The sequence below is a fragment of the uncultured Shewanella sp. genome (assembly GCF_947501665.1).
Classification (GTDB): domain Bacteria; phylum Pseudomonadota; class Gammaproteobacteria; order Enterobacterales; family Shewanellaceae; genus Shewanella.
Genome location: NZ_CANMWS010000015.1, coordinates 66,675 through 93,566, shown reverse-complemented (window position 1 = coordinate 93,566; position 26,892 = coordinate 66,675). Strand labels below are relative to the sequence as shown.

At 40.7% G+C, this 26,892-nt stretch carries 18 protein-coding genes and 1 pseudogene; 10 read left to right on the top strand and 9 right to left on the bottom strand.

Annotated features, from left to right (window positions below; genetic code table 11):
• Window positions 1-31: 31 nt before the first annotated feature.
• Entirely contained in the window at window positions 32-613 is a 582-nt protein-coding gene (locus tag Q0976_RS13060) for a Maf family protein (protein ID WP_299494263.1), read from the top strand.
• A gap of 43 nt (window positions 614-656) precedes the next feature.
• Here Q0976_RS13060 and rluC read toward each other — a convergent pair whose 3' ends face one another.
• A complete protein-coding gene (gene rluC, locus Q0976_RS13055; protein WP_299494262.1) occupies window positions 657-1,640 on the bottom strand; it encodes a 23S rRNA pseudouridine(955/2504/2580) synthase RluC in 984 nt (327 codons plus the stop codon).
• A gap of 598 nt (window positions 1,641-2,238) precedes the next feature.
• On the opposite strand from rluC, the gene rne reads away from it, so the two are divergent.
• Together rne and Q0976_RS13045 are read left to right on the top strand one after the other, a co-directional pair.
• A complete protein-coding gene (gene rne / locus Q0976_RS13050; RefSeq protein WP_299494261.1) occupies window positions 2,239-6,174 on the top strand; it encodes a ribonuclease E in 3,936 nt (1,311 codons plus the stop codon).
• 126 nt (window positions 6,175-6,300) lie between these two features.
• Window positions 6,301-7,860, top strand: coding sequence for a SulP family inorganic anion transporter (locus Q0976_RS13045; RefSeq protein WP_299494260.1), 1,560 nt, complete (start codon window positions 6,301-6,303; stop codon window positions 7,858-7,860).
• 84 nt (window positions 7,861-7,944) lie between these two features.
• Here the strand turns inward: Q0976_RS13045 and Q0976_RS13040 are convergent.
• Window positions 7,945-8,874 (bottom strand): annotated as a pseudogene (locus Q0976_RS13040) (bifunctional methionine sulfoxide reductase B/A protein).
• Between the two features lie 307 nt (window positions 8,875-9,181).
• Between Q0976_RS13040 and Q0976_RS13035 the strand changes: the two are divergent.
• Both Q0976_RS13035 and ylqF read left to right on the top strand, forming a co-directional pair.
• The gene (locus Q0976_RS13035) at window positions 9,182-10,021 is read left to right on the top strand and encodes a 2OG-Fe(II) oxygenase family protein (protein WP_299494259.1); all 840 of its coding nucleotides are present in this window, start codon (window positions 9,182-9,184) and stop codon (window positions 10,019-10,021) included.
• Window positions 10,022-10,128: 107 nt separating this feature from the next.
• Window positions 10,129-11,070: a ribosome biogenesis GTPase YlqF gene (gene ylqF, locus Q0976_RS13030; protein ID WP_299494258.1), complete on the top strand. Its 942-nt coding sequence runs from the start codon at window positions 10,129-10,131 to the stop codon at window positions 11,068-11,070.
• A 68-nt stretch (window positions 11,071-11,138) separates the two neighbouring features.
• Here ylqF and Q0976_RS13025 read toward each other — a convergent pair whose 3' ends face one another.
• Together Q0976_RS13025 and Q0976_RS13020 are read right to left on the bottom strand one after the other, a co-directional pair.
• Entirely contained in the window at window positions 11,139-11,612 is a 474-nt protein-coding gene (locus Q0976_RS13025; protein ID WP_299494257.1) for a low molecular weight protein-tyrosine-phosphatase, read from the bottom strand.
• Window positions 11,609-12,469 carry a DNA ligase gene (locus tag Q0976_RS13020; RefSeq protein ID WP_299494256.1) on the bottom strand — a complete coding sequence of 287 codons (861 nt, stop codon included), beginning with the start codon at window positions 12,467-12,469 and terminating at the stop codon, window positions 11,609-11,611. The genes Q0976_RS13025 and Q0976_RS13020 overlap by 4 nt, the downstream gene beginning before the upstream one ends.
• A gap of 275 nt (window positions 12,470-12,744) precedes the next feature.
• On the opposite strand from Q0976_RS13020, the gene Q0976_RS13015 reads away from it, so the two are divergent.
• Window positions 12,745-13,116 (top strand): diacylglycerol kinase, encoded by a 372-nt coding sequence (locus tag Q0976_RS13015; RefSeq protein ID WP_299494255.1) that lies wholly within the window; start codon window positions 12,745-12,747, stop codon window positions 13,114-13,116.
• A 27-nt stretch (window positions 13,117-13,143) separates the two neighbouring features.
• On the opposite strand, the gene Q0976_RS13010 is transcribed toward Q0976_RS13015, so the two are convergent.
• A complete protein-coding gene (locus Q0976_RS13010; protein WP_299494315.1) occupies window positions 13,144-14,739 on the bottom strand; it encodes a M28 family metallopeptidase in 1,596 nt (531 codons plus the stop codon).
• Window positions 14,740-15,128: 389 nt separating this feature from the next.
• On the opposite strand from Q0976_RS13010, the gene glpD reads away from it, so the two are divergent.
• Window positions 15,129-16,718 carry a glycerol-3-phosphate dehydrogenase gene (gene glpD / locus Q0976_RS13005; RefSeq protein WP_299494254.1) on the top strand — a complete coding sequence of 530 codons (1,590 nt, stop codon included), beginning with the start codon at window positions 15,129-15,131 and terminating at the stop codon, window positions 16,716-16,718.
• Window positions 16,719-16,923: 205 nt separating this feature from the next.
• Here the strand turns inward: glpD and Q0976_RS13000 are convergent, their stop codons facing one another.
• The 3 genes from Q0976_RS13000 to Q0976_RS12990 form a co-directional block, all read right to left on the bottom strand.
• Window positions 16,924-17,562, bottom strand: coding sequence for a YceI family protein (locus tag Q0976_RS13000; protein ID WP_299494253.1), 639 nt, complete (start codon window positions 17,560-17,562; stop codon window positions 16,924-16,926).
• A 1,104-nt stretch (window positions 17,563-18,666) separates the two neighbouring features.
• Window positions 18,667-19,299, bottom strand: coding sequence for a hypothetical protein (locus Q0976_RS12995; protein WP_299494252.1), 633 nt, complete (start codon window positions 19,297-19,299; stop codon window positions 18,667-18,669).
• A 196-nt stretch (window positions 19,300-19,495) separates the two neighbouring features.
• Window positions 19,496-20,260: a DeoR/GlpR family transcriptional regulator gene (locus Q0976_RS12990; protein ID WP_299494251.1), complete on the bottom strand. Its 765-nt coding sequence runs from the start codon at window positions 20,258-20,260 to the stop codon at window positions 19,496-19,498.
• A gap of 426 nt (window positions 20,261-20,686) precedes the next feature.
• Between Q0976_RS12990 and glpK the strand changes: the two genes are divergently transcribed.
• Together glpK and Q0976_RS12980 are read left to right on the top strand one after the other, a co-directional pair.
• The gene (glpK, locus tag Q0976_RS12985; RefSeq protein WP_299494250.1) at window positions 20,687-22,171 is read left to right on the top strand and encodes a glycerol kinase GlpK; all 1,485 of its coding nucleotides are present in this window, start codon (window positions 20,687-20,689) and stop codon (window positions 22,169-22,171) included.
• 68 nt (window positions 22,172-22,239) lie between these two features.
• On the top strand, window positions 22,240-22,956 hold the full coding sequence (locus Q0976_RS12980; RefSeq protein ID WP_299494249.1) for an MIP/aquaporin family protein: 717 nt from the start codon (window positions 22,240-22,242) through the stop codon (window positions 22,954-22,956).
• 64 nt (window positions 22,957-23,020) lie between these two features.
• Here Q0976_RS12980 and pdsO read toward each other — a convergent pair whose 3' ends face one another.
• A complete protein-coding gene (pdsO, locus tag Q0976_RS12975; protein ID WP_299494247.1) occupies window positions 23,021-23,737 on the bottom strand; it encodes a sortase-associated OmpA-like protein PdsO in 717 nt (238 codons plus the stop codon).
• Window positions 23,738-24,308: 571 nt separating this feature from the next.
• Between pdsO and Q0976_RS12970 the strand changes: the two genes are divergently transcribed.
• The gene (locus tag Q0976_RS12970; protein WP_299494245.1) at window positions 24,309-26,672 is read left to right on the top strand and encodes a LamG-like jellyroll fold domain-containing protein; all 2,364 of its coding nucleotides are present in this window, start codon (window positions 24,309-24,311) and stop codon (window positions 26,670-26,672) included.
• The last annotated feature ends 220 nt before the right edge of the window (window positions 26,673-26,892 follow it).

The following is a 26,892-nucleotide window of genomic DNA, read 5'->3' as shown; positions in this document are numbered from 1 at the left end:
TCCACAATATTATTTTTGATGAGCGCTTATCATGCAACCGCCTTTAATTCTCGCTTCTACCTCTCAATATCGGCAGTCCTTATTGAATAAACTCAACCTGCCTTTCACCACTTTTCATCCCAATATTGATGAAAGTGCTTTACCAAGTGAAACAGCCGAGCAACTTGTCAGGCGATTAGCCGAGCAAAAAGCACGCAGCGCAAAAGATGACTATCAAGAAGGAATTGTTATCGGCTCAGATCAAGTGGCAGTCATTAATGGCAAAATTATCGGTAAGCCACTCAATGCCAATAATGCCATTGAACAACTCAAACAAGCATCGGGGAAAATCATCACATTTTACACAGGGCTAGCCGTATATAACATTGCAACACAAACCAGTCATTCGCTCGTTGAACCCTTTAACGTGCATTTTCGCTCGCTCAGTCAACAACAAATAGAGCATTATGTAGAGCAAGAACGACCACTAAATTGTGCCGGTAGTTTTAAAAGTGAAGGATTAGGTATTGCGTTATTTAAGCGCTTGGAAGGTAAAGATCCCAATACACTTGTGGGTTTACCTTTGATTAGTTTGATTGATTTACTGGCAAAGCAAGGGGTTCACTGCCTGTAAAATATATCGAGTGAGTGTATTCCACTCACTCAATCACACTGACTTACACTTTCTTCAATTTCTTTAATGTACTCTCTAACACCGCATCAAGTGGCGCCTTAACTTCCATTACCTCTGCACTATCAGGATGAGTAAACTTCAGTTTGGCTGCATGCAAAAATAAACGGTTAAGCCCTTGCTCACGCATAGAATCATCAAATTTTTGTTCGCTGTATTTATCATCACATGCAATTGGATGTCCTGTGTATTGACAATGCACGCGTATTTGATGAGTGCGCCCAGTCACAGGGCTTGCTTGCACTAATGTGCTATCACTGTAGCGCTGCATGATCTTAAACCGGGTTTCCGATGCTTTACCTTCTTTATTCACTCTAACAATGCGTTCACCTGATTTTAGGGTTAATTTCAATAAAGGCGCTTTAACGGCTTTATCGTGCACTTGCCAAGCACCACGGACTAAAGCAAGATAATCTTTTTGCATCTTTTTATAGCGCAATTGATCGTGCAAATGCTTTAATGCACTACGTTTTTTTGCAATCAACAGCACACCGGACGTATCTTTATCTAAACGATGCACTAATTCTAAAAATTTCTGCTGTGGACGCAAAGAGCGCATGGCTTCAATCACGCCAAAATCCACACCGCTCCCCCCGTGCACCGCAATACCGGCAGGCTTATTGAGCACAATAATAAATTTATCTTCGTAAATAATACGTGATTCTAATTGTGACACTTTGGTCAATTTAGCACTGGGGCCTGGGCGGGTATCCGTTTTAGACACTCTCACTGGGGGAACTCTTACAATATCTCCGTCTTGAAGTTTATACTCAGGCTTAATACGCTTTTTATTGACACGCACTTCACCTTTACGGACGATACGATAAATCATACTTTTGGGGACACCCTTTAAGTGAGTTAACAAAAAGTTATCAATTCTTTGCCCTGCATGATCTTCATCTATTGTTATTAACTTTACCGTTACTTTTGGAGCGGGATCGGATACTGAATGAGGAGTTGAATTAGTCATGATACGCCATAGTGTCTATCTATGGGGCCTATTGTACAACATCCACAAAAGAATTTGTCTTTCCATTTGATGAATTTCTCTAATATTGCTATATTTACCCCACAAATATGGAAGAAAGTTTGATAAAAACTTACCCTTTCTTCCATATTGCTAGCCTAGGTAAAGAGACTAAAACACTTTTTACACCTGTAGCAAACCATTGATTTGCAAGTCGTTGTATCAATACAAAGCCATTTAAGTGCGCTTTCACGACTAAACGGGGTAAAAAACCACTGTTTATATGTGGTTTTTCTTTATTCTAGCTCCAAATTCGAACATTAATTTTAAACTTGTTATTAAGCGCAAGTACGTCGATTTGGCATTACCGGACAGATATTAAAGAATTTATGGGGTTGGTTGACGTTTTACAACGAATTCCTTGTTTTTGTAACCATTGAAAATGAGCCATAAATAGGATGCGACACGCAGAGATTGCGTCTAACGGTATGCGCACCTTTGCCTAGTACCTTGCCGTGAGGCACGAGAAACATAAACTAGGCCCGTAATGCAGTAAATGTACTTGCGTTTCATGACCTTAATATAGAAGAATTACGTCATCATGAAACGGATGTTAATCAATGCAACTCAATCTGAAGAGTTGCGCGTCGCCCTCGTTGATGGGCAACAGCTTTACGATCTTGATATTGAAAGCCCTGGCCATGAACAAAAAAAGGCCAATATATACAAAGGTACCATCACTCGAGTTGAACCCTCCTTAGAGGCTGCTTTTGTTGATTATGGTGCAGAGCGTCATGGCTTCCTTCCCCTTAAAGAAATTGCACGGGAATATTTCCCCAAAGGGTACTCCTTTCAAGGCCGTCCCAATATTAAAGAGGTGGTGAAAGAAGGCCAAGAAGTCATTATTCAAATTGATAAAGAAGAGCGAGGAAATAAAGGCGCAGCCCTGACCACTTTTATTAGTTTAGCCGGTTCTTATCTCGTCTTAATGCCCAATAATCCCCGTGCAGGCGGTATTTCTCGTCGAATCGAAGGGGATGAGCGCACAGAATTAAAAGCCGCCCTGGCTGAACTGGATGTCCCTCAAGGTATGGGACTCATTGTCCGCACAGCTGGTGTAGGAAAAGACCCATCAGAATTAAAATGGGACTTAAAAGTGCTATTGGATTTTTGGGGCGCTATCAAAGATGAAGCCGACAATGCCAAAGCACCGGTATTAATTCATCAAGAAAGTAATGTGATTGTTCGAGCGATTCGAGACTATTTACGTCGGGATGTTGGTGAAATTCTTATCGATCACCCTCGTATTTTTGAACAGGCGAAAGAACATGTCGCCCTGGTTCGTCCTGACTTTGTCGAGCGCATTAAACGTTATGAAGCCGAAGTCCCTTTATTCACACATTTTCAAATTGAAACACAAATTGAATCTGCCTTTCAACGTGAAGTGAGACTGCCTTCTGGCGGGTCAATCGTTATCGATCCAACCGAAGCTCTCACCTCTATTGATATCAACTCTGCACGTGCAACAAAAGGGGGAGATATTGAAGAAACGGCACTCAATACAAACTTAGAGGCTGCTGATGAAGTCGCTCGACAACTTCGCTTACGTGATTTAGGTGGATTGGTTGTCATTGACTTTATTGATATGACTCCAGTACGTCATCAACGTGAAGTTGAAAAACGTATGCAAGATGCCGTACATCACGATAGAGCAAGAGTGCAATTAGGCCGTATTTCACGTTTTGGTTTAATGGAAATGTCACGTCAGCGTCTGCGCCCTTCTCTTGAAGAATCTGCGGCACATTTATGCCCACGTTGTCATGGTCAAGGCACTATACGCGGAACTGAATCGCTGGCTTTATCCATTTTACGCTTAATGGAAGAAGAGGCCATCAAAGAAAACACCTCTCAAATTGAAGCTGTTGTCCCCGTCGATGTGGCCGCCTTTTTATTGAATGAAAAAAGAAAAGCCATTCGCATTACTGAACAACGCCATAATGTCGAAGTGTATGTGATCCCCGATCCTAATATGACAACACCCGATTATCGTGTATCACGTCACCGTAAAGACGACCAAATCAGCGAGTCAAGTTATAAATTGCTTGAAAAGCCTGAGGCAGCACTGTACGAACCACGCAAACTTGAGCGAGCTGCGCCTCAAGAGCCCGCTTTAAAAGGCTTCTCTTCTCAGAAGAAGACGAATAACACCACTCAAAAAACGAAAGTCAAAGCGACGAAAAAAGCCAGTCAACCAGGTTTAATTGCACGCATGCTATCGGCATTAAGTGGATTATTTAGCAGTGAAACGCCTAAAGAAAGCCAAACTGACAATAATAAAAAACGTCAAGGCCAAAACAAAACGCAACGTAATAACCAAAACAGAAATAGTCGTCGCAATGAAAACCGTCGTGCAGATAGCAAAGACAAAGATAAGTCAGCTAATCGCCAAAGTGACAATCGCAATAATAAAGATAAAAGCGAACTTAACAAAACCGCCCGCGGCAACAATAAAAACCGTAAGCAACGTAATGAGGACACAAACACACCTCAAGAGGCGAATGCTCAGCAGCCTAAGCAAGAAGTCGCTAGAGAACGTCGCCAACGCCGCAATATGCGACGTAAAGTGCGCGTCAATAATGAACAACCATCAATCAATGACAATACCAAGGCTGAAACACAAATTGCAGCTGTTGCTAATACATCTCAAGAGGATAAAAATTCTAAGCCAAAACGCCAAACACGTAAAGCAAAACCAAAAGCACAACAAAATACAGCCACTGACACTCAGTCTGTTATTGCAGATGGCAACGTTGAAAAAGCAGTGAGCAAAGCCACTAAACAAGACCGTACGCCAGTTAAGCAACCAGTGACTCAAGACGCAACGCAAAATAAGCGCAAAATTACTGACACTCCTGAAAAGGCAGCACCGGCTGTGAAATCCCCAGCTGTTCAAGCATCATCAGCTGATAGCACACTAGTACCTGTTGATGTCAATACAACGACGGAGTCAAAGGTTTCAGAAGCACCGATGAGCACTGACACCAATACACAAGTAGTGAAAGAAGTAAAAGAAGGCCAACGGAGAAGTCGCCGCAGTCCTCGTCATTTAAGAGCTGCAGGACAACGCCGCCGTCGTGATGAGAGCGCAACGCCAACGGAGTCAACTCACCAATCCCATGATGAAGCACCTGTCACACATTTTATTGACACAACAGCGCCTCAACAAGAGCCAGTCGCGACGGGGATTTCCAGTTCTGGCGCGTTTTCACCACAAGTGACCTTTCCGACTCAGCGCCCTGAGCAGACAGCAAGGCACCACTCGTCAACAGAGAAACACAACGCTTCTCCACAACAAGTGGTTAATAAGGAAGTTCAGGCGCAAGAAACGATTGCTTCTAGCGATATTGACATATCAAGCGCCTCTGAAAACATGATTGAACCATCAACATCAAGCATTGTTAATGCAGAGCAGGTGCCATTAAGCACAAACAGCCAACAAACGACAAAAGCGCCCAGTCGCCGTCGAGGCAATAGTGCAAGTACCAGTGCGGCTGTCGCCACATCGCCTAGCACATTAGCAGCAACAATGACAAAAGCACCTGAAGCTAAGTCAACGCCACAGTCCAAAAGCCAGCAAGGCTCGTCTGCTGTTAACGTCACGAAGCCGAAAAAAGTAACTCGAACTTCAAAAGTGAGCAGTCATTCCGCGCCTGTTTCGCCGACAAAGGCAATGTCAACGTCTGCGACTATTAGCCCTACTGAACAGCTGGTTAAAGAGACTGAAACGGTCTCAACGCTTGACAAAGCCATTGAAGTTTCAGAAAGCTTATTACCCGATGCTCAAACTGACTTAAGCATAAATGTAGTAACAAGTCATGATACGCCTGTCGTATCAACAGTGGCTACAGAAACTAATGACGTTTTGATGCAAACAGAAACTGCAGTGGCAGACACACCTGTCCCTTCACAGAGTGACACTGTCACCATCAAACCTGAGATGATACCCAACCTGCCTGAGCAAAAAGAAAGCAAAAAGGTTGAAGAGGCCAAAGCCGCTCAAGCACAGCCTGCTTATGATGCTCATATAAGCCCAGCGGCAAGCCAGCACAGTGCCATGCAACCCAAAATTGAAACTGCAACCACTGATAACACAACGAGCAGCATTGATGCCAATGCCTCTGTGGCAGTTGAAAACCAGCAAGGTTCACATGCTACTGAAGCACCAATGGCAAAACCTGCAATACCAATGGCGGCGGAAGTCAATCTCACTGACAGTGTTATCATGGCTGAAAGTAAAGTGATTATTAATGCGGAACGCACAGATAATCAAGCGCAAACCAAGCCTGAAAACACTGTTAAAGTAAAACCAAGTCGCTTTGGCACTATGGTGTCATCTGATACCACAAAACCGATAGTCGAAACGAGAGAGCATGTTGCCACTCCAGAAGGAAAGCAATATGCTAACAGTGAAACAAATACTGTCGCTCCACAAGCCAAAACGGCCAACAGTATCACTGCAGGTATTGCCAAACCTTAATCCATCAACACGATAAAATAGAAAAGCCATGCAAACCTGCATGGCTTTTTCATATCCTTATTGATTATTATTTGTTAATATTCGCGACCAAAATAATTCATCCAACAAATTTACAACAGAGGTTAAATGTTCGAACTCATTCGTCACAAAACGACCAGCCATAAAGCCGATATTCTGTCAGGATTAACCGTTGCACTTGCATTGGTACCTGAAGCCGTCGCTTTTGCATTTGTTGCTGGCGTGGAACCTATGGTTGGCTTATATGCCGCTTTTATCATGGGACTGATCACTGCCCTTATCGGTGGACGACCAGGTATGATCTCGGGAGCAACAGGTGCTATGGCTGTCGTCATGGTTGCATTGGTTGCCGAACACGGGATCCAATATTTATTTGCCGCCGTCGTATTAGCCGGCTTAATACAAGTTTGCGCAGGGTTATTCAAACTCGGTAAATTTATTCGTATAGTCCCCTATCCCGTTATGATGGGGTTTGTGAATGGATTGGCCATTGTCATTTTTCTTGCTCAATTGGGTCAATTTAAAATCCCAGATGCCAATGGCATCATGACTTGGCTTCCCCAAAATCAATTAATGATCATGTTAGCCCTTGTTGCGCTCACCATGTTTATCATTCATTTTCTTCCCAAGTTAACAACGGCCATCCCATCATCACTGGCCGCTATATTAACAGTTACGCTGATCGTTGTTTGGATGGATTTAGACACACGTAATGTACTGGACTTTCTTCGCTCAATGAGCGGAGATATCAATGCTACCATTGCAGGTAACTTACCCACATTCTCAATCCCATCTGTGCCTTTTAATATAGAAACCTTCTCCATTATTTTGCCGTATTCAATCATACTCGCTGCCGTAGGCTTAATTGAGTCTTTGCTAACATTGACTGTGATTGATGAGATGACAGGCACCCGTGGACAAGGTAATAAAGAGTGTATGGGTCAAGGTGTCGCCAATATCACCAGTGGTTTTTTTGGTGCAATGGGCGGCTGCGCAATGATTGGGCAGTCTATGATCAATATTAATTCTGGAGGACGCGGTCGTTTATCGGGAATAACAGCAGCCCTAGCACTTTTAGCCTTCATTTTATTTGGTTCAGCCTTCATCGAAATGATCCCACTGGCCGCCTTAGTCGGTGTTATGTTCATGGTTGTATTAGGCACATTTGAATGGGCAAGCTTTAAAACAATGCGTAAGGTCCCTAAACATGATGCCTTTGTCATTGTTCTTGTCACCGTTGTGACTGTCTTTACTGATCTAGCCGTCGCGGTCTTTGTGGGCGTCATTGTCTCTGCACTGGTTTTTGCTTGGGAACATGCTAAGCATATCAGCATTAAAGTAAAAGAAGATCAAAATGGTTGGAAAGTCTATCAACTTAATGGTCCTCTCTTTTTCGGTTCTGCGGCTGAATTTTTAGAATTCTTTGATGCCCAGTCTGATCCTGAAGATGTCATCGTAGACTTTCAACAATCTAGAGTCTGCGATCATTCAGCACTTGATGCTATTGACACCTTAGCTGAACGTTATGGTAATGCAGGTAAGCGTTTACACTTACGTCACTTAAGCAACGACTGTAAAAAATTACTGGCTAAAGCGGGTGATTTAGTGGAAGTCAATTCCATTGAAGATCCCAACTATAAAGTCGCCGTTGACAAAGTCGCACCTTAACTTATCTTAATTCAATGATCTAAAAATAAAATAAAAAAATAGCGAGTCAATGACTCGCTATTTTTTATTGGCAAGTCATCTCGCTCAATTCGTTTTTAAATGTTCTGCAAATGCCTTTTGCATTTTCTCAACTTTTGGTTTAATCACCATAGCACAATACGGCGCTTCACCATGGCGAGCAAAATAATCATTATGGTAATCTTCTGCTGGGTAGAAATCTGTGACCTTCTCAACTTGAGTGACAATCGGCTCTGACCAAACGCCTTGCTGAGTTAACGCAGTAATCGCAGATAAGGCAGCAGTCTCTTGAGCTTGACTATGAGTAAAAATAACAGAACGATATTGTGTCCCTACATCATTTCCCTGACGATTCAATGTCGTTGGATTATGACTATGAAAAAAAATACCCAACAACTCATCATAACGGATCAGCGTTTTATCAAAGGTTATTTGCAGCACTTCTACATGTTCTGTCTCGCCAGAGCATACCTTTTGGTAGTTAGCGTCTTCCTTTTTACCACCACAATATCCTGATTGTACCGTTATCACCCCCTTAATGGATGAAAAAATCGCTTCTACACACCAAAAACAACCTGCACCTAAAGTGGCAACTTCCAAGTTCACATCACTATTATCAGTGATTATTTCATCATTCATTTAATCCGTACCTTTAAATACCATCGAGATAGAATTGACACAATGACGAGTATTTTTGCTCGTCAAGCCTTCTCCTTCAAACACATGCCCTAAATGCCCACTACAGTGCTGACATAAAATCTCAATACGTTGACCATCAAGATCAGGCATACGCTTTATCGCTCCAGCAATTTCATCATCAAATGCGGGCCAGCCACAATGGGCATTAAATTTATCCGTTGAGCGGAATAAGGGACTATCACATTTTTTGCAGCTATAAATACCGGGTGCATCATGTAAATAATACTCCCCACTGAAAGGCGCCTCAGTGCCTTTCAGTTCAATGACATTCTTTTCAGCATTCGTTAACTCTCTCATGCTTTCATTCTCCAATAATGCCTCATTTTGTCACAACATGATTGACAAAAAATGAGTATTAGCTGCTTTAACAAAAGACCCTTAACATCAATATATTCTTTCATATTTACTCAAAAATAATAAAAGATCTTAGAATGTTTAACAAGCGTATACGCTTCAGGGACTACCCATCAATTCATAAACAGCGTAATATAGTGAAGACCTTGCTTAATTTAAGGTTATATTCAAATTAATCTGACAATATTGCACAGATAAATAAGCAAAGTTAAACTATACCTGTATTACAATAAAATAAGAACGCGGCATTATGAAACTAGAAACAATAGACTACCGTGCGCCCGATAGCGCTGAGCAATTTGTCAAATCATTACGAGAAACGGGGTTTGGAGTACTTTCTAACCACCCAATAAGCCAAGAGCTTGTTGAAACTATCTACAAAGAATGGCAAGTATTTTTCGATAGTGATGAAAAGAACGACTTTTTATTTAAACCCGAAACCCAAGATGGTTTTTTCCCAGCCAGTGTCTCTGAAACGGCTAAAGGTCATAAGGTTAAAGACATAAAAGAATACTACCATGTTTATCCAAATGGCAGGATCCCTGAGTCGTTAAGAAATAATATCACGACATACTACCAACATGCCAATGCATTAGCCTCAGAGTTATTGACCTGGGTCGAGAAATACTCACCTGAATTTGTGTCTGAAAAATACTCAATGGCACTAGAAAAAATGATTGAAAATAGTCATCAAACGCTTCTTCGAATATTACATTATCCTCCCATGTCTGGTGATGAGGAAGTCGGTGCTATTCGTGCTGCCGCCCATGAAGACATCAACTTATTAACCGTATTACCTGCAGCGAATGAGCCAGGGTTACAAGTACAAACACAAGACGGTAATTGGTTAGATGTTCCCAGTGATTTTGGTAATATCATCATCAACATTGGTGATATGCTACAAGAAGCATCCGGTGGATACTTTCCGTCCACGACCCATAGGGTAATCAATCCAGAAGGCAGCGATATGAGCAAGTCTCGTATTTCACTTCCTCTATTTTTACACCCGAACCCTGAAGTTGTCCTTTCAGACAAATACACAGCCGACGAGTATTTAAAAGAGCGATTACGAGAATTAGGCGTAATCTAACGCTATTGAAAACGTAAAAAGCGCCTAAGGGCGCTTTTTATTTGTGTTCACTCACTTGAACAAGGTAAAATCCCGCCATAAGTTTATAACAAACAGAGCAACTCACAATGGCAATTCAGTGGTATCCAGGACATATGCACAAAGCGCGCAAAGAAATCGAAGAGGTTATGCCTCAGGTCGATTTAGTGATTGAAGTGCTCGATGCGCGTATCCCTTATAGCAGTGAAAATCCAATGGTACAAACACTTCGTGGCGATCGCCCTTGTATAAAATTACTCAACAAATCAGATTTAGCCGATCCTGAAGTCACTCAAGCATGGATTGAATATTTGGAGCAAGAACAAGGTGTCAAAGCGATGGCCATTACCACCTTGCAAGCAAGCCAAGTCAAGAAGATCCCTGATCTGTGTCGTAAATTTGTGCCAAGCCGAGATAAACTAGAAAAAGACATTCGCACTATGATTATGGGGATCCCCAATGTTGGGAAGTCCACCATCATAAATACCCTTGCCGGAAGAACCATTGCTAAAACAGGTAATGAACCCGCTGTCACCAAAACCCAGCAACGTATTAATCTGAGAAACGGTATTGTGTTATCTGATACACCTGGGATCCTATGGCCTAAGGTCGACAATGAATCCAGCAGTTATCGACTCGCTGTCACAGGTGCCATTAAAGATACCGCGATGGAATATGAAGACGTTGCGATGTTTGCAGCTGAATATTTCCTAGAGGCCTATCCAAAAGCAATCAGTGAACGTTATAAGTTAGTAACTCTCCCCAATACCGACATAGAACTGCTTGAAGCTATCGGCCGTAAACGAGGTGCGTTAAGACCTGGTGGGCGAATAGATTTACATAAAGTATCAGAATTACTGTTACATGAATTCCGCTCTGGAAAAATTGGCTTATTATCCCTTGAAACACCTGATATGGCAGAAAAAGAAAAAGCCGAAGTCGCCAGAATTCAAGCCGAAAAAGCAGAAAAAGAAGCCTTAAAACGAGAACAAGAAAAACTCAAACGCTCAGGTAAGCGCCACAATTCCTAATAACCTATCCCACTTTAACAAACCAGCGGCAGACTTTATCTCGCTCAATATGCTCTGCTGCTGACTTATCAAGAACGATTTTGCTCGGCAACAATATAAGCAAGCCATTGCTCTGCGCTTTGCTCAAGTAAGCCAATAACAATTTCAAAGCCATCTCCAGGTCCGTAATAAGGATCCGGTACGTTTTTATCATCATATGAAGATAATGCCATCATCAGCTGTAATTTACTTTGGTACTCTGCTGGGCATATTGCCTGTAAATCAATGAGATTATTCTCATCAGCTGCCAATATTAAATCAAATTGATGAAAATCTTGTGCCGTAACCTGCCTGGCAATCATATTATCAAATTGATAACCATGACGATTACCCGCTATCACACTGCGATGATCTGGCATGGAGCCTTGGTGATAGGCCAATGTTCCAGCAGAGTCAATGGTTACATTTAAGTCAGCCGCAGCAATTTTGGTTTTAAAAATCGCTTCAGCTGTCGGCGAGCGGCAAATATTGCCCATACAAACCAACAAAATGGATTGGATCATTTTTTTTCCTTTATATTCATTTCAGCCCTTTCTGATTGAACAAAAGTGGCAAAACGAGGAATACCTTTATGTGTTAGGCCTCTGTATTCATAAATGACTTGAGTCCCTATCTTCGGAGGATAGCTTCTTTGTTTATCATTAAACCCACTGCCTAATTTAAATGTTTGACCATCGGGCATTTGTACCACTAATGCCCCCATCATACCTTGAAAGCGGCCTTTGCCTTCCTGATAACCAATCACCTTTGCGCTGGCGGTATAAAGCGGTTTAAGTTTTAATATTTGCGAACTTCTGCCTACTTTATATAACGCTTTTTTATGATGCAACATCAAGCCTTCTCCCCCCTTATTGAGGGTATCTTCTAATAATGCATTTAACTCAGCTTGAGAATTGACATTTATCTGGGGGATCACATCTAAATAAATAGAGCGCCCCTTCAGCGATGAGCGCATTAACTCGTAGCGCGCCTCAAAAGTAACCTCCGATGCAGGTAAATCAAATACCATAAAACGAACTGACTGCCATTGTTGGGGCTCAGCTTGGGTCTGCTTGATCACACTCAATATTTTATGAAACCGTCCCCGCCCTAGCCAAAATTCACCATCTAACGGGTAACGAGGGAAACCTTGAGTAAACCAAGTCGGAACCGAAATGGGTTTACCTGAACGGGTATAAAAGTCAGTTCCACTCCAATAACCCCGGATCCCATCTAGCTTTTCACTCACAAGATAATCGGTAACAATAAGATCGTCTTTTAACTCTGTAGCCAATTGGATCGGTGGGCGCCAAGCCAGTTCATCTGCAAAAAGAGCGCCTAGATAAAGTAATCCTATCGACAAACATAATATTTTAAACATATTTGCATCTCTTTCCTTGATCCAGCGATATAGCCCAGTCCAATTAACAAGAATAGTACGCACATCAAGATTATTCTGACTATCTGTTAATGACTCCACTCAAAAAATGTAAAGTTCAACAATATCCTCCCGCGCCAAGTCGATTAAATTAGCATTATTACGGCCTTTAGGTTTATACTCTGGCCGCTTCAATGCAGATGATGGCGTTAACCGCATTTATTATTCTTTCTATCGAGTATAAAATATTCGTATTCTTAATATTATTAAAGGGCGTTATGAAACCAGAAAATAATCACGGTATAAAACGTGTCATTAAAGCAACGGGGTTTTCTATGAAAGGGCTGGCTGCAGCTTGGAAACATGAAGCCGCCTTTAGACAAGAGTTAATCTTAGCCATTATTCTGTTACCTACGGCATTACTCATTAATGTTTCACTCGTCGAAAAACTCATTCTTGTTATGACACTTTTCATTGTACTTATCACAGAATTACTTAATTCGGCCGTCGAAGCCGTTGTTGATAGAGTCGGTAGTGAACACCACGCCTTAAGTGGCCAAGCCAAAGATATTGCCTCTGCCGCTGTTTTTGTCAGCTTAGTCTTATGTGGGCTCACATGGCTAATGGTGTTAGGTGCTTGGCTGCTTTAATATTAGTCGCTAAATCAGATAAAAATATTAGCGACCATCTTGCGCGCGGCGCTTTTTAAAATCAGACTCTTCTAGCCACTTAGGCCAATCATTATTATTGGCTAGCTTAGCCAAAATATCGCCAATTAAGCCTAAATCTTGCTTCACTCCACCTAAGGACCAACTTGGCGAATAATCATCTTTATCGGTATGGTATTTATGAGCAATATAGTCTGGATCAGTATCCCCTAAACTCATAAATAATAATCCTGGAATACCTTGCTGAGCGAGAGCAAAATGATCTGAGCGGTATAATAATCCATTTTCAGGGCGAGGATCCCCTTTCACCTTTCGTCCCTGCGCTTTGGCGGCCGCAGCTAAATCCGTTTCTAATGTCGATACTCCCTCACCATAACGTAAAATATAACTGACTTCATCGTTCACATTCATGCCATCAATATTAAGAAACGCCACCAACTCTTTTGAAGGTACAGGGGAATTTAACGAAAAGTGTTGCGCTCCAATCAAGCCTGTCTCTTCGGCAGTAAAAGAGGCAAATAAAATAGAGCGCTCAAAAGGTTTATCATTAGACTGAGTTTTAAAAATCTGCGCTAGCTCTAATACTCCCGCAACACCACTGGCGTTATCAACAGCCCCGTTATAAATATGCTGTTTACCGTTATCATCAATCACTGTCCCTAAATGATCCCAATGTGCTTGCAATACCACCATTTCATTGGCACGTTGACTGCCGGGTAATAAAGCCAATACGTTATAAGATTGGGCTTTTTCAATGGTGTTATTTAAGGTCAAACTGGCTGACATTTTTAATGGCACCGGCCGGAAATCTTTTTTCTCTGCTCGCTGTTTTTGGTTATTATAATCAAATCCCGCCTTAGCAAAAATTTGTATTGCCACATTTTTTTGTATCCAGCCCATAATGGCTAATTTATCTTGATTATTGTTATCATCCACCAAAGTAAATTTACTGCCAGTATTAGAGTTTTCTACTACTCCCCAGCCGTAAGCAGCAGGCTTTGTTTCATGAACAATAAGCGCCGCTTTCGCCCCTTGACGAGCCGCTTCCTCATACTTATAGGTCCAGCGTCCATAATAGGTCATGGCATTACCTTTAAATAATCTTGGATTTTGGGTCGCAAAACCAGGATCATTAACAAGAATAATTACTGTTTTTCCTTTAACGTCAAGTCCTTGATAATCATTCCAGCCATATTCAGGTGCATTAATCCCATAACCCACAAAAACCAGTTCACTTTTTTCCAGATTAATCTGTTTATCCATACGCTCAGAGCGTACAGTAAAATCAGTTCCATTCTTAAAATCAAGCGCTCCCACCTTTAGCAATATGCCTTTTTCTGGGGTAATTTTAGCCAGTGGCACCGGCTGTAAATAGCTGTCACCCCACCCAGGTTTTAATCCCATTTCCTTAAACCGCTTGACTAAGTAATTGAGCGTTAACGTTTCCCCTTCTGATAAGGGTCCTCTACCGCCAAATTGATCGCTTGCCAGTCGACTCACATCTTGCTTATATCGGGTCAAATTAACTTGTTTTTCAATTGCATTCTCCGACGCAAATGCCCCATTCGCTAACAAACCGATACCACTTAATAGGATCGTCACCATTTTTCGATTCACGCTCACCTCTACACCTTAAATAACAATTCCAATACGGTAACACATAAATAACGACACAATTAAATCCTATTTATTGACATTTAAAAAATAAACTGAAAAACACCCCCTCTATAAAAATCAAATACTTCCCCAAATAATACCCATTTAACAACACCAAATGTTCGAAAAAGTTCGAAAAAGATTGAAAGAATCACTTTTAAACGCTAAATTGTCAAAATAAGACACACAAACGAACATACAGTATTATACTTATGGCAATAAGTAATTTGTTATAGCTGTAACCTAAAACGTTTATGTCGACATTTTTATTTCAATACACTGATTTAAAGCTACTCATTTAAACACACTGAACGACATCGCCATTTAAGGGGCCATAAATGACCAAGAAACAAGAGGTAGTTGATTTATTCATCGTTGGCGGCGGGATCAACGGTGTGGGTATCGCTGCCGATGCTGCAGGACGCGGTTTATCAGTCTTTCTGTGTGAACAAAGTGATTTAGCACAAGCGACTTCTTCTGCAAGCAGTAAGCTTATTCATGGAGGATTACGTTATTTAGAACATTATGAATTTCGTTTAGTGCGAGAAGCCTTAGAAGAAAGAGAAGTCATGCTAAAAAAAGCGCCCCATATTGTCTCTCCTTTACGTTTTCGCCTTCCGCACCAGCCACATCTTCGTCCAGCATGGATGATTCGAGCGGGATTATTTCTTTATGACTTTTTAGGAAAAAGAGAAACTCTAAAAGGTTCAAAGAGCATTAAATTTAATAACCAAAGTCCCTTAAGAGCAAATATTAAAAAAGGATTTGAATACGCAGATTGTTACGTTGATGATGCTCGACTTGTCGTCCTTAATGCGATTGCCGCTAGAAATAATGGCGCCAACATTGTCACTCAAACCCGCTGTGTCAGTGCGAAACGAAAAAATGGCTTATGGGAGATCCACCTCGAAAATCAACTCACTCATAAAAAACAATGTGTCTATGCCAAAGGATTAGTCAATGCAGCTGGCCCATGGGTCGCCTCGTTCATTGAAGAAGGACTCAAGCTTGACGCAGCTCATGGTATACGCCTTATCAAAGGCAGTCATATTATTGTGCCTAAAATCCATGATGAAAAAGAAGCCTATATTTTACAAAATGAAGATCAACGTATTGTCTTTGTGATCCCCTATCATGATGATTTTTCACTCATCGGAACAACGGATGTCGAATACCAAGGCGATCCCAGTAAGGTCAGCATTTCAAATGAAGAGAAAAACTACTTAATCACCTTGGTCAATCTGCATTTTAAAAAGCAAATAAGCACAAATGACATCGTTTCAAGCTTCGCTGGAGTGAGACCTTTATGTGATGATGAGTCGGATAAAGCCTCCACCATCACTCGAGATTACACCGTTGAAATTGAAGATGACAACGCAATCGCCCCGTTGCTTTCTGTCTTTGGTGGCAAAATCACCACCTATCGAAAATTAGCCGAAACGGCAATGAAAAAGCTCAAACCATACTATGACAAAATGGGTGAGCAATGGACTGCTGAGACACCTTTACCCGGCGCCGAACATGTCACGATTAATCATCATCCAGATAAGAGTTCGAGTCACGATAGTCTTAGTACCAGTCCTCAAGATTTTAAGTCAATGTTTGAAGCGCAGCTTCTCAGTCACTTCCCTTGGTTAACACCATCGATGGCCGCACGCTTCGCTCGCAGCTACGGCACTCTTTGTCTTGAGTTTTTAGTTGAAGCCACAGCACTTGAGGATCTCGGTAAACACTTTGGCGCCGATCTCTACGCGGCAGAAATTGATTATTTGACAGACAATGAATGGGCAATACATGCAGAAGACATTCTTTGGCGCCGCAGTAAACTAGGCTTATACCTCAATGAGGCACAACAACAGCAACTTGAAGATTACTTAGCAAAAAAGTCACAGACAATTGTGCCTGAAGCAGTGTTGAAATTTGGCTAAATAAAGCGATACACATACCCTAGATACACACTCACATTTTGCTTAAGCAAAGTAGTCTCTCTTGAAATGGCTTGAAGGTGCGGTTCTTCAAGCCGATTTACATATAAGACATATAGTTATTAAGAAAAAATGCATGTCAACTTTGAAGGCTGTGAGTTGGAAATAAGATAAATCGCCACAAAGAAAATATTTGCGCTATCCTCAGTTATCCCTGTTTCAAAAACTCAGCATAAATTTCTAATTCAACCTCATCCCCAACAATCGGAATATAACTGTCCATACCAAAGTCAGACCGTTTGATTTGACCGACAGCACTAAATCCAATGGTGTATTTCCCTGTCAGCCAATTATCTGCTCCACCATGAAAAGTCGCTGTAAATATCACAGGTTTAGTCACTCCCCTCAGAGTGAGATCGCCGGAGAAATTAAAACGGTTATTCGATTGTAATGTAGACAGTGGTGTCACAGTATGGCACATAAATGTGGCTTGTGGAAAGCGTTCACTATCAAACCAAGTGGTATCTTGTAAGGTCCCAGCCAAATCAGCATTATTAATATCAATAGAGCGAATATTCACTGTCGCTTTTAGTGATGCAGACGCCATGTTATTGGGATCAAAATTAAGCTCTGCATCAAATTGATTAAAACGCCCAACATACGTTGATAACCCTAAGTGCTGAATTTTGAACAATAATGCCGCATGTGACTTATCGAGTGTATATTCACCTGCTTGTAACGAGATTAATTCCTTTTCCACATTCGGCGCGAACCAACTCACGCAACTGGATAACGATAACACCACCATCATGACGAACAGCCATTGATTAATCATTCGTTTTGTCATTATTAAAACCTAAGTCCTTTAGGCATTGAGCCGTACTGGCGAGCCTGTTAATTATCATGTTGAATAGTATAATGAAATAAAAATAAACCACGAGAAAAGTGTAGAAAGTAGCACTAGTTATGTATGTTGTCGTTAAATTTCTTAAAATAATGACCCTATAATAGCATCCGTTGACAATGTATTTTCATTTTAAATACCAGCACTCATGGCCTTATTAATCTCAATGAAGACATTATAAAAGTCATTAAAGCTCAATTCTCCATGTTCAGTATAAAATTGATGTATATTTTTAACAACATGATGCTATCAATAACTGACAAACTCACCTATTCCTCATTTGTATTAACATACTGCGCTAGTTCACAATTTTGATTGCCTCTTTCTTCTAATTATTCACTGTTTATTTAAATAAAGCTCGCTACGCTAAGTAACCTAAATTGAAAAACAAGCTACTTTTGCTTTTTAAGTCCCTATCGGAATAACTTTAACATTCCAATAAAAAATATCCTGAATGAAACAGGGTAAAGAAAACTGAAGTAATTTGATTTGATTTGATTTGATTTGATTTGATTTGATTTGATTTGATTTGCTTTGCTTTGCTTTGCTTTGCTTAGGGTAGCAAGGCATTCGAGCGGAGACAAAGATGGCATAATCACCTCTTTAAGCGAAAAATAGGGAGCCATAACTTTTAATTATTTGCTGTTTATTCAACAGTGTGAATGCATCTGTATGCCTTCGACTTCAAAGTGAAAGTCATAACATGGCTTCTATGAGTGACAAATAGGGAGATTTGGCTGGCACTTAAGCAAGGATGCCATTTGAAGTCGTAGAACGCCCAAGACCAAAATTGTTCTCAATAATTTAAGGCATTTCCCACTATCCATGCAGTCCAGATAGGTTGACAGCGTGCTACAGAGGCTCTCACACACAAAACCACTACAAGCGATATATCACCATTGGAGGCTGGATTCAATAAACACTCTTATCCGTATATAAATGGCTAACAACCCGATTATGGGCTACTTTGAATAATTCAAGAACGAATGGAACAAAACATTTAAAGATGCTCCCTCACTTCTAAAGTAAGTAGATACGCACTTCCTTTTATTGATATGCTTCTTTAAAATAAGGTAACGTAGATTCAACTTGGAAAAACTTTTTCAAGTTCGCCACACTTTTAAAATTTGTAATATCATAAGCTGCATATGTTTTTTGCTGCTGTTGCCAGCTCAGCCCTTCATCACTGTAGTCAATCTCATGCCACTGCCGGCCAATAATATGAGACGTATTTTCATCAAAAAAAGCAATATTGTGAATGGAATAGAGCTCAGGCACATTCACTAAGTACTTAGCCATATCTTCCGCATCACTTAAAGACACACCTCTTAACTCAACACTGCGTAATAACTCTAAAGTGGTTTTAGGTAATACCTTACTCAAAGCAAACAGTTCAGGTACTGGAATGTCGACACTCCATAAAAACCCCACAAAATGATTCACTTGGTTTTTTGTTAATTTCATTTTTTGTTGAGGTTGAGTCAGTCTTGTGCATAAAATCGGGTCAAACTGTATCCACTGTGCAGGGAGCTGTATTGCCAAGCTATGATAACAAACAGAATCAACACCATACTGCTTACTCTGCCAATACTGTGTACAACCCTGATTAAAGAGGCTGATTAATAATAATCCACTCAATAAGCCTATCTTGTCACGGCTTTCCTTTAATGCCCTCAGCAATCACTGCTCCTTATCTATTTAGCATGACATTCGTAATAAAAATAGCATAAAAAAACATCCATTTTAACGAATGTTTTCAAGAAAAAGAGAATGAGCAATCGCTAATGTCAGCTTTATATTTTCAGTTATAGGCTTTAACGAGTCTCCTAGCAGTAAAGCAAAGCTGAATAGCAACAACACTTAGCAGAAAGCCTGATTACTCAGATGCAATCACTAACTTAATATCATGTTGATTCAATAACGTTTGAATAGGCCTTGGAGGTTCTTGATCGGTAAACAACACATTGGCTTGATCAATATTGCCGAGTCTGACCATGGCATTGCGGCCAAACTTAGAATGATCAGCCGCTAACAATACCGTACGAGAGTTTTTAATAATCGCTTGTGCGATACGCACTTCTTGATAATCAAAATCCAATAATGAGCCGTCATTATCGATACCACTGATCCCTATTATTCCAAAATCCATTTTAAACTGATCAATAATATCTTGAGTGGCCTCTCCAATTACCCCACCATCACGGCTTCTGACTATTCCACCAGCAATAATCACATTAAAATCTTCCTTCACTCGTAATATCGAGGCGACATTAATATTATTAGTCACAACCTGTAACCCTTTATGATTTAGTAAGGCTTTTGCAATGGTTTCGGTGGTGGTGCCAATATTAATAAATAATGATGCATTATCGGGAATTTGCTCAGCAACAGCATCTGCAATTCTCTGTTTTTCAGATAATTGTAAAATTTTTCGTGTACTGTAGGCAGTATTTTCTGTACTAGACTCAGAGCCTGCGCCACCGTGATGGCGCCTAATAAGTTGTTGTTCCGCCAGTTGATTTAAATCTCGTCTGATCGTTTGTGGTGTCACTTCAAAATAGGCGACTAAATCTTCTATTGTAATAAAACCTTGGGCCTTTACTAGCTCTATGATTTTCATTTGCCGTAGCTTTTGACTCATGATTTTACTCTCTCCACATCCCATCATTCAACGCGTTCATCAATGTTAGGGCTAAATGCTAACATATCCCTAAAGTACTTTAAAACCTCACCAGTAACCCTTTCCTTACTTTGCCCTGTAAGCTTACCAAAACCATGGAACTAACCTCTGCAAGGCTGAGGTGTAACTTTACAAAACAGTGAATAATATACCTATATACGGCTCAAATGAATCATAAATGTATACAGCTTGTTACAATTAGACGACTTTGGTACTATCGGACAACTCGTTATAAAGCGTATATAAAATTAGCAAATCGAAAAATAAACAACATTTAGCTTCACTTTTGTTCTTTTATTTTGCTTTTTTTATGTTTAGTATCGAGCATTCTGGCTCAATGGACAACTTAAACCTTAAAAACAACATTAATAAGAACAAGAGGCCCTCATGTCAACCTACATCCTCACTATCGATCAAGGTACCACCAGCTCTCGTGCCATTATTTTTAATGAAAAAGGGCTTGCTGTAAGTTCAGCTCAAAAAGAATTCAAACAAATTTATCCTAGTAATGGTTGGGTTGAACACGATCCAGAAGAAATTTGGAGTACAACCCTATCGACCTGTCATCAAGCATTAGCAAATAAAGGATTAAGTGGCGCTGATATTGCCTGTATCGGTATAACCAATCAAAGAGAAACCACCATCATTTGGGATAAAAAAACCGGTAAGCCCATTTATAACGCCATTGTCTGGCAAGATAGACGGACCGCCGATTACTGCCAAGACTTGATTGATAATGGCTTTGAAGACATTGTCATGGATAAAACTGGACTATTAGTCGATCCCTATTTTTCTGGTACCAAAATAAAATGGATTTTAGATAATGTCCCAGGCGCTCGAACTCGCGCCGAAAAAGGGGAACTGGCATTTGGAACTGTGGATACATTCTTATTATGGCGCTTAACTGCTGGAAAAAGCCACATGACAGATGCAACCAATGCATCTCGCACACTCTTATTTAATATCCATCAACAAGAATGGGATCAAGAGTTGATGGATAGACTTGAAATTCCAGCTAAAATCTTACCTGAAGTCAAAGATTGTAGCGCAAATTTTGGACAAACCGAAAAAAGCATTTTTGGAGAAGAGGTCTTGATTTCAGCCATGGCAGGCGATCAACATGCCGCTCTCATCGGTCAAGCTTGTTTTGAGAAAGGCATGGTCAAAAGCACCTATGGAACAGGATGCTTCATGATGCTCAATACGGGTGATGAAGCCCTACGCTCAAAAAATCGTTTATTAACCACAGTTGGCTATCGATTAAATGGTAAGGTAACTTATGCGATAGAAGGCAGTATTTTTGTGGCCGGCGCTGCAGTACAGTGGTTAAGAGATGGTATACAGCTTATTGAACATGCACATGAAACCGAATCTCTTGCTGAAAAAACACCCCTTGATCATGGTGTATATATGGTGCCTGCGTTTACAGGACTGGGGGCCCCTTATTGGGATCCGCAAGCAAGAGGCGCTATTTTAGGCATCACTCGCGATACAGGTATTGGTGAAATAGTCAGCGCAGGTCTGCAATCTGTTTGCTATCAAACGAAAGATCTTAAGCGCGCCATGGAAAGCGATGGCGCCGTCCGCCCCAATACTCTTCGGGTCGATGGTGGCATGGTCGCCAATAATTGGGTTGTTCAATTTCTATCAGATATACTCGGCGCAACCGTTGATCGCCCTGTCGTTCAAGAAACAACGGCTTTAGGCGCAGCATACCTTGCAGGACTTTATACAGGCACCTTCAAGTCTCTAGAACAAATAAGCCAACTTTGGCATTGTGAACAAAGCTTCACACCCACAATGGAGAAAGCGCTTCAAACGACACTTTATGATGGCTGGTTAGATGCCGTATCTCGAATACGCTCTAAGTAAGATGAATATGCCTTTATTGATTAATCCAATAGAGGCTAACAATATCAATTATAAGGGAGATAATAGTTGTGGAATATTTACTGGGTGAATTTTTAGGCAGTTTATTTTTAATTTTATTTGGCGGCGGCGTCGTCGCCAATGTTGTACTGTCAAAATCAAAAGGAAATAACGGTGGCTGGATAACCATCACAGCGGGTTGGGCATTTGCAGTTATGATTGGTGTCTTCGTGGCAAGCTCAAGTGGCTCACCGCAAGCGGATATTAATCCAGCGGTGACGTTAGCAAAATACTTTCTTGGAGTATATGACTCGCTCTATTATGTCATCACCGCCAGCCTCGCTCAAATAGCAGGCTGCTTTATCGGTGCCAGTTTAGTTTGGCTGACTTATTTACCTCACTGGAAAGAAACCGAAGACAAAGAGGCTAAACTGGCCGTTTTTTGTACCTCTCCAGCCATCGCACATTCACCCAGTAACCTGATCACTGAGGTTATCGGGACTGTCGCGCTGATTTTTGGCATTGGCGCCATTGTTTCCTCGGGGGAAATAGCCGCAGCCGCCGTCCCTTATTTGGTGGCTATGCTCGTTTGGGGAATAGGCCTCTCTTTAGGCGGACCAACAGGTTATGCAATCAATCCCGCTCGAGATTTAGGTCCCCGTATTGCCCATGCCATTTTACCTATCGCTAATAAAGGCACGTCACAATGGCATTATGCTTGGGTACCCGTTATCGGTCCGCTCCTTGGGGCAATTTTAGCGGCATCATTATGGAATAACATTCTATAATTGTATCCTTTCTTGATCAATAATAAGAGTTATTGAAGCCTCAATATCAATAACTCTTATTTCATCAATTGTTTACTAATATAGACTCCAGTTGTAACGTCACTCTTCTATCAAAAAAATTATTTTCCAATGACGCTTTTTCTGCAACAGGAAAACGATCGCCAAGTGCAACGGCCACTAACCGATTATCTTCTACACCTTGTCGTTTTAAATATTGCATAACTTCAGCCACCCTTTGCTGCGATAATGCCTGATTAAAATCATTGTGACCTTGACGATCAGCATAACCCGTTAAAGTGATCACCCATTGAGGAGATAACTGCATCACAGTGGCAACATCTTGCAGTTGCTTTTTAAAGTGTGCTTCAATCTCTGATGATCCCGTTTTAAATTGAATGGTTAAGCCTAACGACAAAGCCGTTAACACTTGCTCCATTTTTTCATATTCCGCTTGTTTTTCTATCGACACTTGTTGCCATTGTTTAAGCCTGTTGATCTCAGTTTGACTCTGAGTTAATTGCCGCTGATTCTTCTCTAATGCTATTTGTTTATCTGTTGATTTACCAATCAGCCCACCGGTAAATGCACCAATAATTGCCCCTAATGGCCCACCAACAGCCGCCCCAATCACAATTCCAGAGCCTAACCCAATCCAAGTGCCATCTTGACTTATTTCTGTTACTGGCGCCTGATGCTCCCATTTTTCCTGCGCCATACTCATATTGATTTGGGAAAAATTAATTACCCCCACTAAAAACCACGTTATGACATTTTTTTTCATTTCACTCTCTCATGTCTCGATACCTTGTGACTGTTACATCAACAAACACATAAAAAAGACTGTTATCACAGCCCCAAGCATCCTAACTTGCTGTCGGTATATCAAAACAAAAATAAATAACATTAAAGAGTAAAGCTTGTGTTCAATTAAAGATGAAATATGTCATAAAAGTGTCATTTTCTTTCTATATTTCTCTTTATTCTCTTTATTCAATGAAAAAAGTGTCCAGTAGATATTAATTCATAAACGAATATATTCACTTTTTATGATTATTTTGTTATTAACATTGAGGTAAATATTATTACGTTTTAATTTTAATATTAAAACACTAAAAACTTTAAGGGCATAGTTCCGTCTTTTACCTTGTAGCCAATCACTATCCATAAAAAAATAATATGCAAAAACATTATAAAACAACAACTAAAAACCAAGTAAAACAATATTGCTTTTTATAAAAAACTTAGACTTTAAGTTTTATCTTTCCTAAGCTTTATAAATTAATTTATTAATAATTTCGTTATACACCTTAAATCAATATTTCTTACCCCGTTTATATAACAAGGAGTCTGTTATGTCGGTTAAATTGGGTTTTAGATCAACAGTAATTCATTTATTTCTATTAGGTTTAATGTTTATTTTATTATTTTTATATCAGAGCATGAGTTATGCCAATATAAAAATAGAAACTGATGTCAATCAATGGCAAGCAATGAATATCGGCAATGCCAATCACCCTGGTTCACACGTCATTGACAGTGAACAACTTATCACCATTCAAGGCTCAGGTAATGATATTTGGGGAGACCAAGATAATTTTTATTTTCTATATAAAAACATCACAGGTAATGCCACAATTATCACCAAAGTCCACAGTATTGAACATACCCATCCATGGGCTAAAGCCGCGGTCATGTTTAGAGAAACGCTCTCCACTGGTTCTAAAAATGTGGCACTTGATTATTCAGCCCATCAACACGTCGCTTTGCAGTGGCGAGCCAATACCGATACCTATTCGAATTATTGGGGCAAAAATGTTGGTCAAGGCCCTGTCTGGTTAAAACTACAAAGAGAGGGAGACTTATTCACAGGCTACTATTCGCTTGATGGTGAAAACTGGCAACTCACCACCAGTAAAACCATCTCTATGGGAGAAAATTACTATGTAGGGTTAGCCGCCAGCCCCCATGTCACCACGAGCACTGCTGAAGCTGTCTTCTCAAACCTTGATGTTATTCAAGATTATAATGATAAAGCTAAAGTCTACCTCATGGCAGGACAGTCCAATATGGAAGGATACGGCTCCAACAGTGGTTTAGCTGCAACATCAGGCGCTGACCTAACAGGTACACGAGACGATGTATTGATTAAAAATATCATTTCAAATACTCGAGGATTAAGTGGACTTCAACCTGGTTTTGGCTCCCGTAGCAGTCATTTCGGCGTCGAGTTAAAAATGGGGCATATTCTTGGTAGTGTATTGCCTGAAAATATCTACTTATTTAAAGGTGCAAAAGGGGGGACAACCTTAGATAATACCGCCCACTGGCGTCCGCAAGCCTTTGGTGGAGACGATGGCAATTTATATGATCAGCTTATCACTGGTTTTAATGATTTCCTTCAAAATGAACTTATTGCTAACAATATTGATTATGAATTAGCGGGCTTTATTTGGTTCCAAGGCTACAATGACACCTTTGGTAGCGAACTGCTTTATGAAACACACCTAACCAACCTCATCACCTCAGTCAGACAAGATCTTAATCAAGCAGATTTACCCGTAATTATTACGCAAATCAACGACAACCGTGGTCAAGCTGGCGATATTGTCATGGCCGCACAAGCCAATGTCGCCAACAACGATCCTTTAGCTGCATTAGTTTACACAGGCGATCAACGTCCATATTATCATTATGGTAGTGACAGCTATATCGTCATTGGCGAGCGAATTGCTCAGGCTTGCTTGCCTTTTCTCAATTATGCAACCGCAATTAACGATCACTATACCCTTCCCCCGAATACCGTTCTCAATGTGAGTGCTCTACAAGGCGTATTGACTAACGATACCCATGCCAGCATAGCAACATTAACACAGGATGTTGAAAATGGGAGCTTAACCCTTAACCTCGATGGTAGCTTTGAATATACTCCTAATGTAAATTTTGTTGGCCGAGAGCGTTTCAGCTATGCCACTACACACAATGGCCGTTTAGGGAACAGTGTCAATGTTGACCTATGGGTGAGGGAGTCAAGCGATCCACTCGTGCTGCATTACTCATTTGATAATGATAACAATAGCCCTATTATTGACAGTGCCTCAGGCATTCCAGCCTATATTGCCAAAACGGGGATCACCTTTGAACATGCTGGAGCGATTAATACCGCAGCCTATTTTGATGGCAATACTGTTCTGCATTATTTGAGCGAATACCCTGTGTATGACTTTTTAGATCTAAATACTGATAATGATTTTAGTCTCTCCGCTTGGGTGAAACCCGATCCTGGGGTCAGCAGTGAACAGATTATTATCAGTAATAAGTATTATTACAATAGTCGCTCAGGTTTTGCACTCACCTTAGCCAATAACGGCACAGGGATCAAAGCCTATGTGGGCAGCTATGATCACACCAGCCACAGCAATAAAAATAAAAACTTTATTGCCGGTAATACCAACCTCACCGATGGACAATGGCATCATATTGCCGCCACATTTGGCTTCGCCAATAACGAACTCAATCTTTATATTGATGGCCTACTGGTTGGACAAACAAACTTAACCGGATTATTAGGAGATATTAATAAATATGAGTCCGCCATTGGTGATGGCTCTGGCGGAGGAGATGGGAACTCCAACGCTTTTAAAGGCTATATGGATGATCTACGTCTCTATCAAAAAGCCCTATCGGATGCTGAAGTTGCCTTGATTTATGCCAGATAACATTACTTATCTTATGTCATCGCATCCAAGGTGCGATGACATAATTCAGTCACATTGCTCTATTGTAAGGCGCATTATCTCATGCTTCAGATAAAGCCATCACATTGCAGCATTTAAATGGAAAACCGTGCAAGGAGGCTTATTACTCCCTCTAAAACATAACAACACAATACTAATATGAAATCAGATAGTGTTAGGACACTCTATTTGCATTCACGTT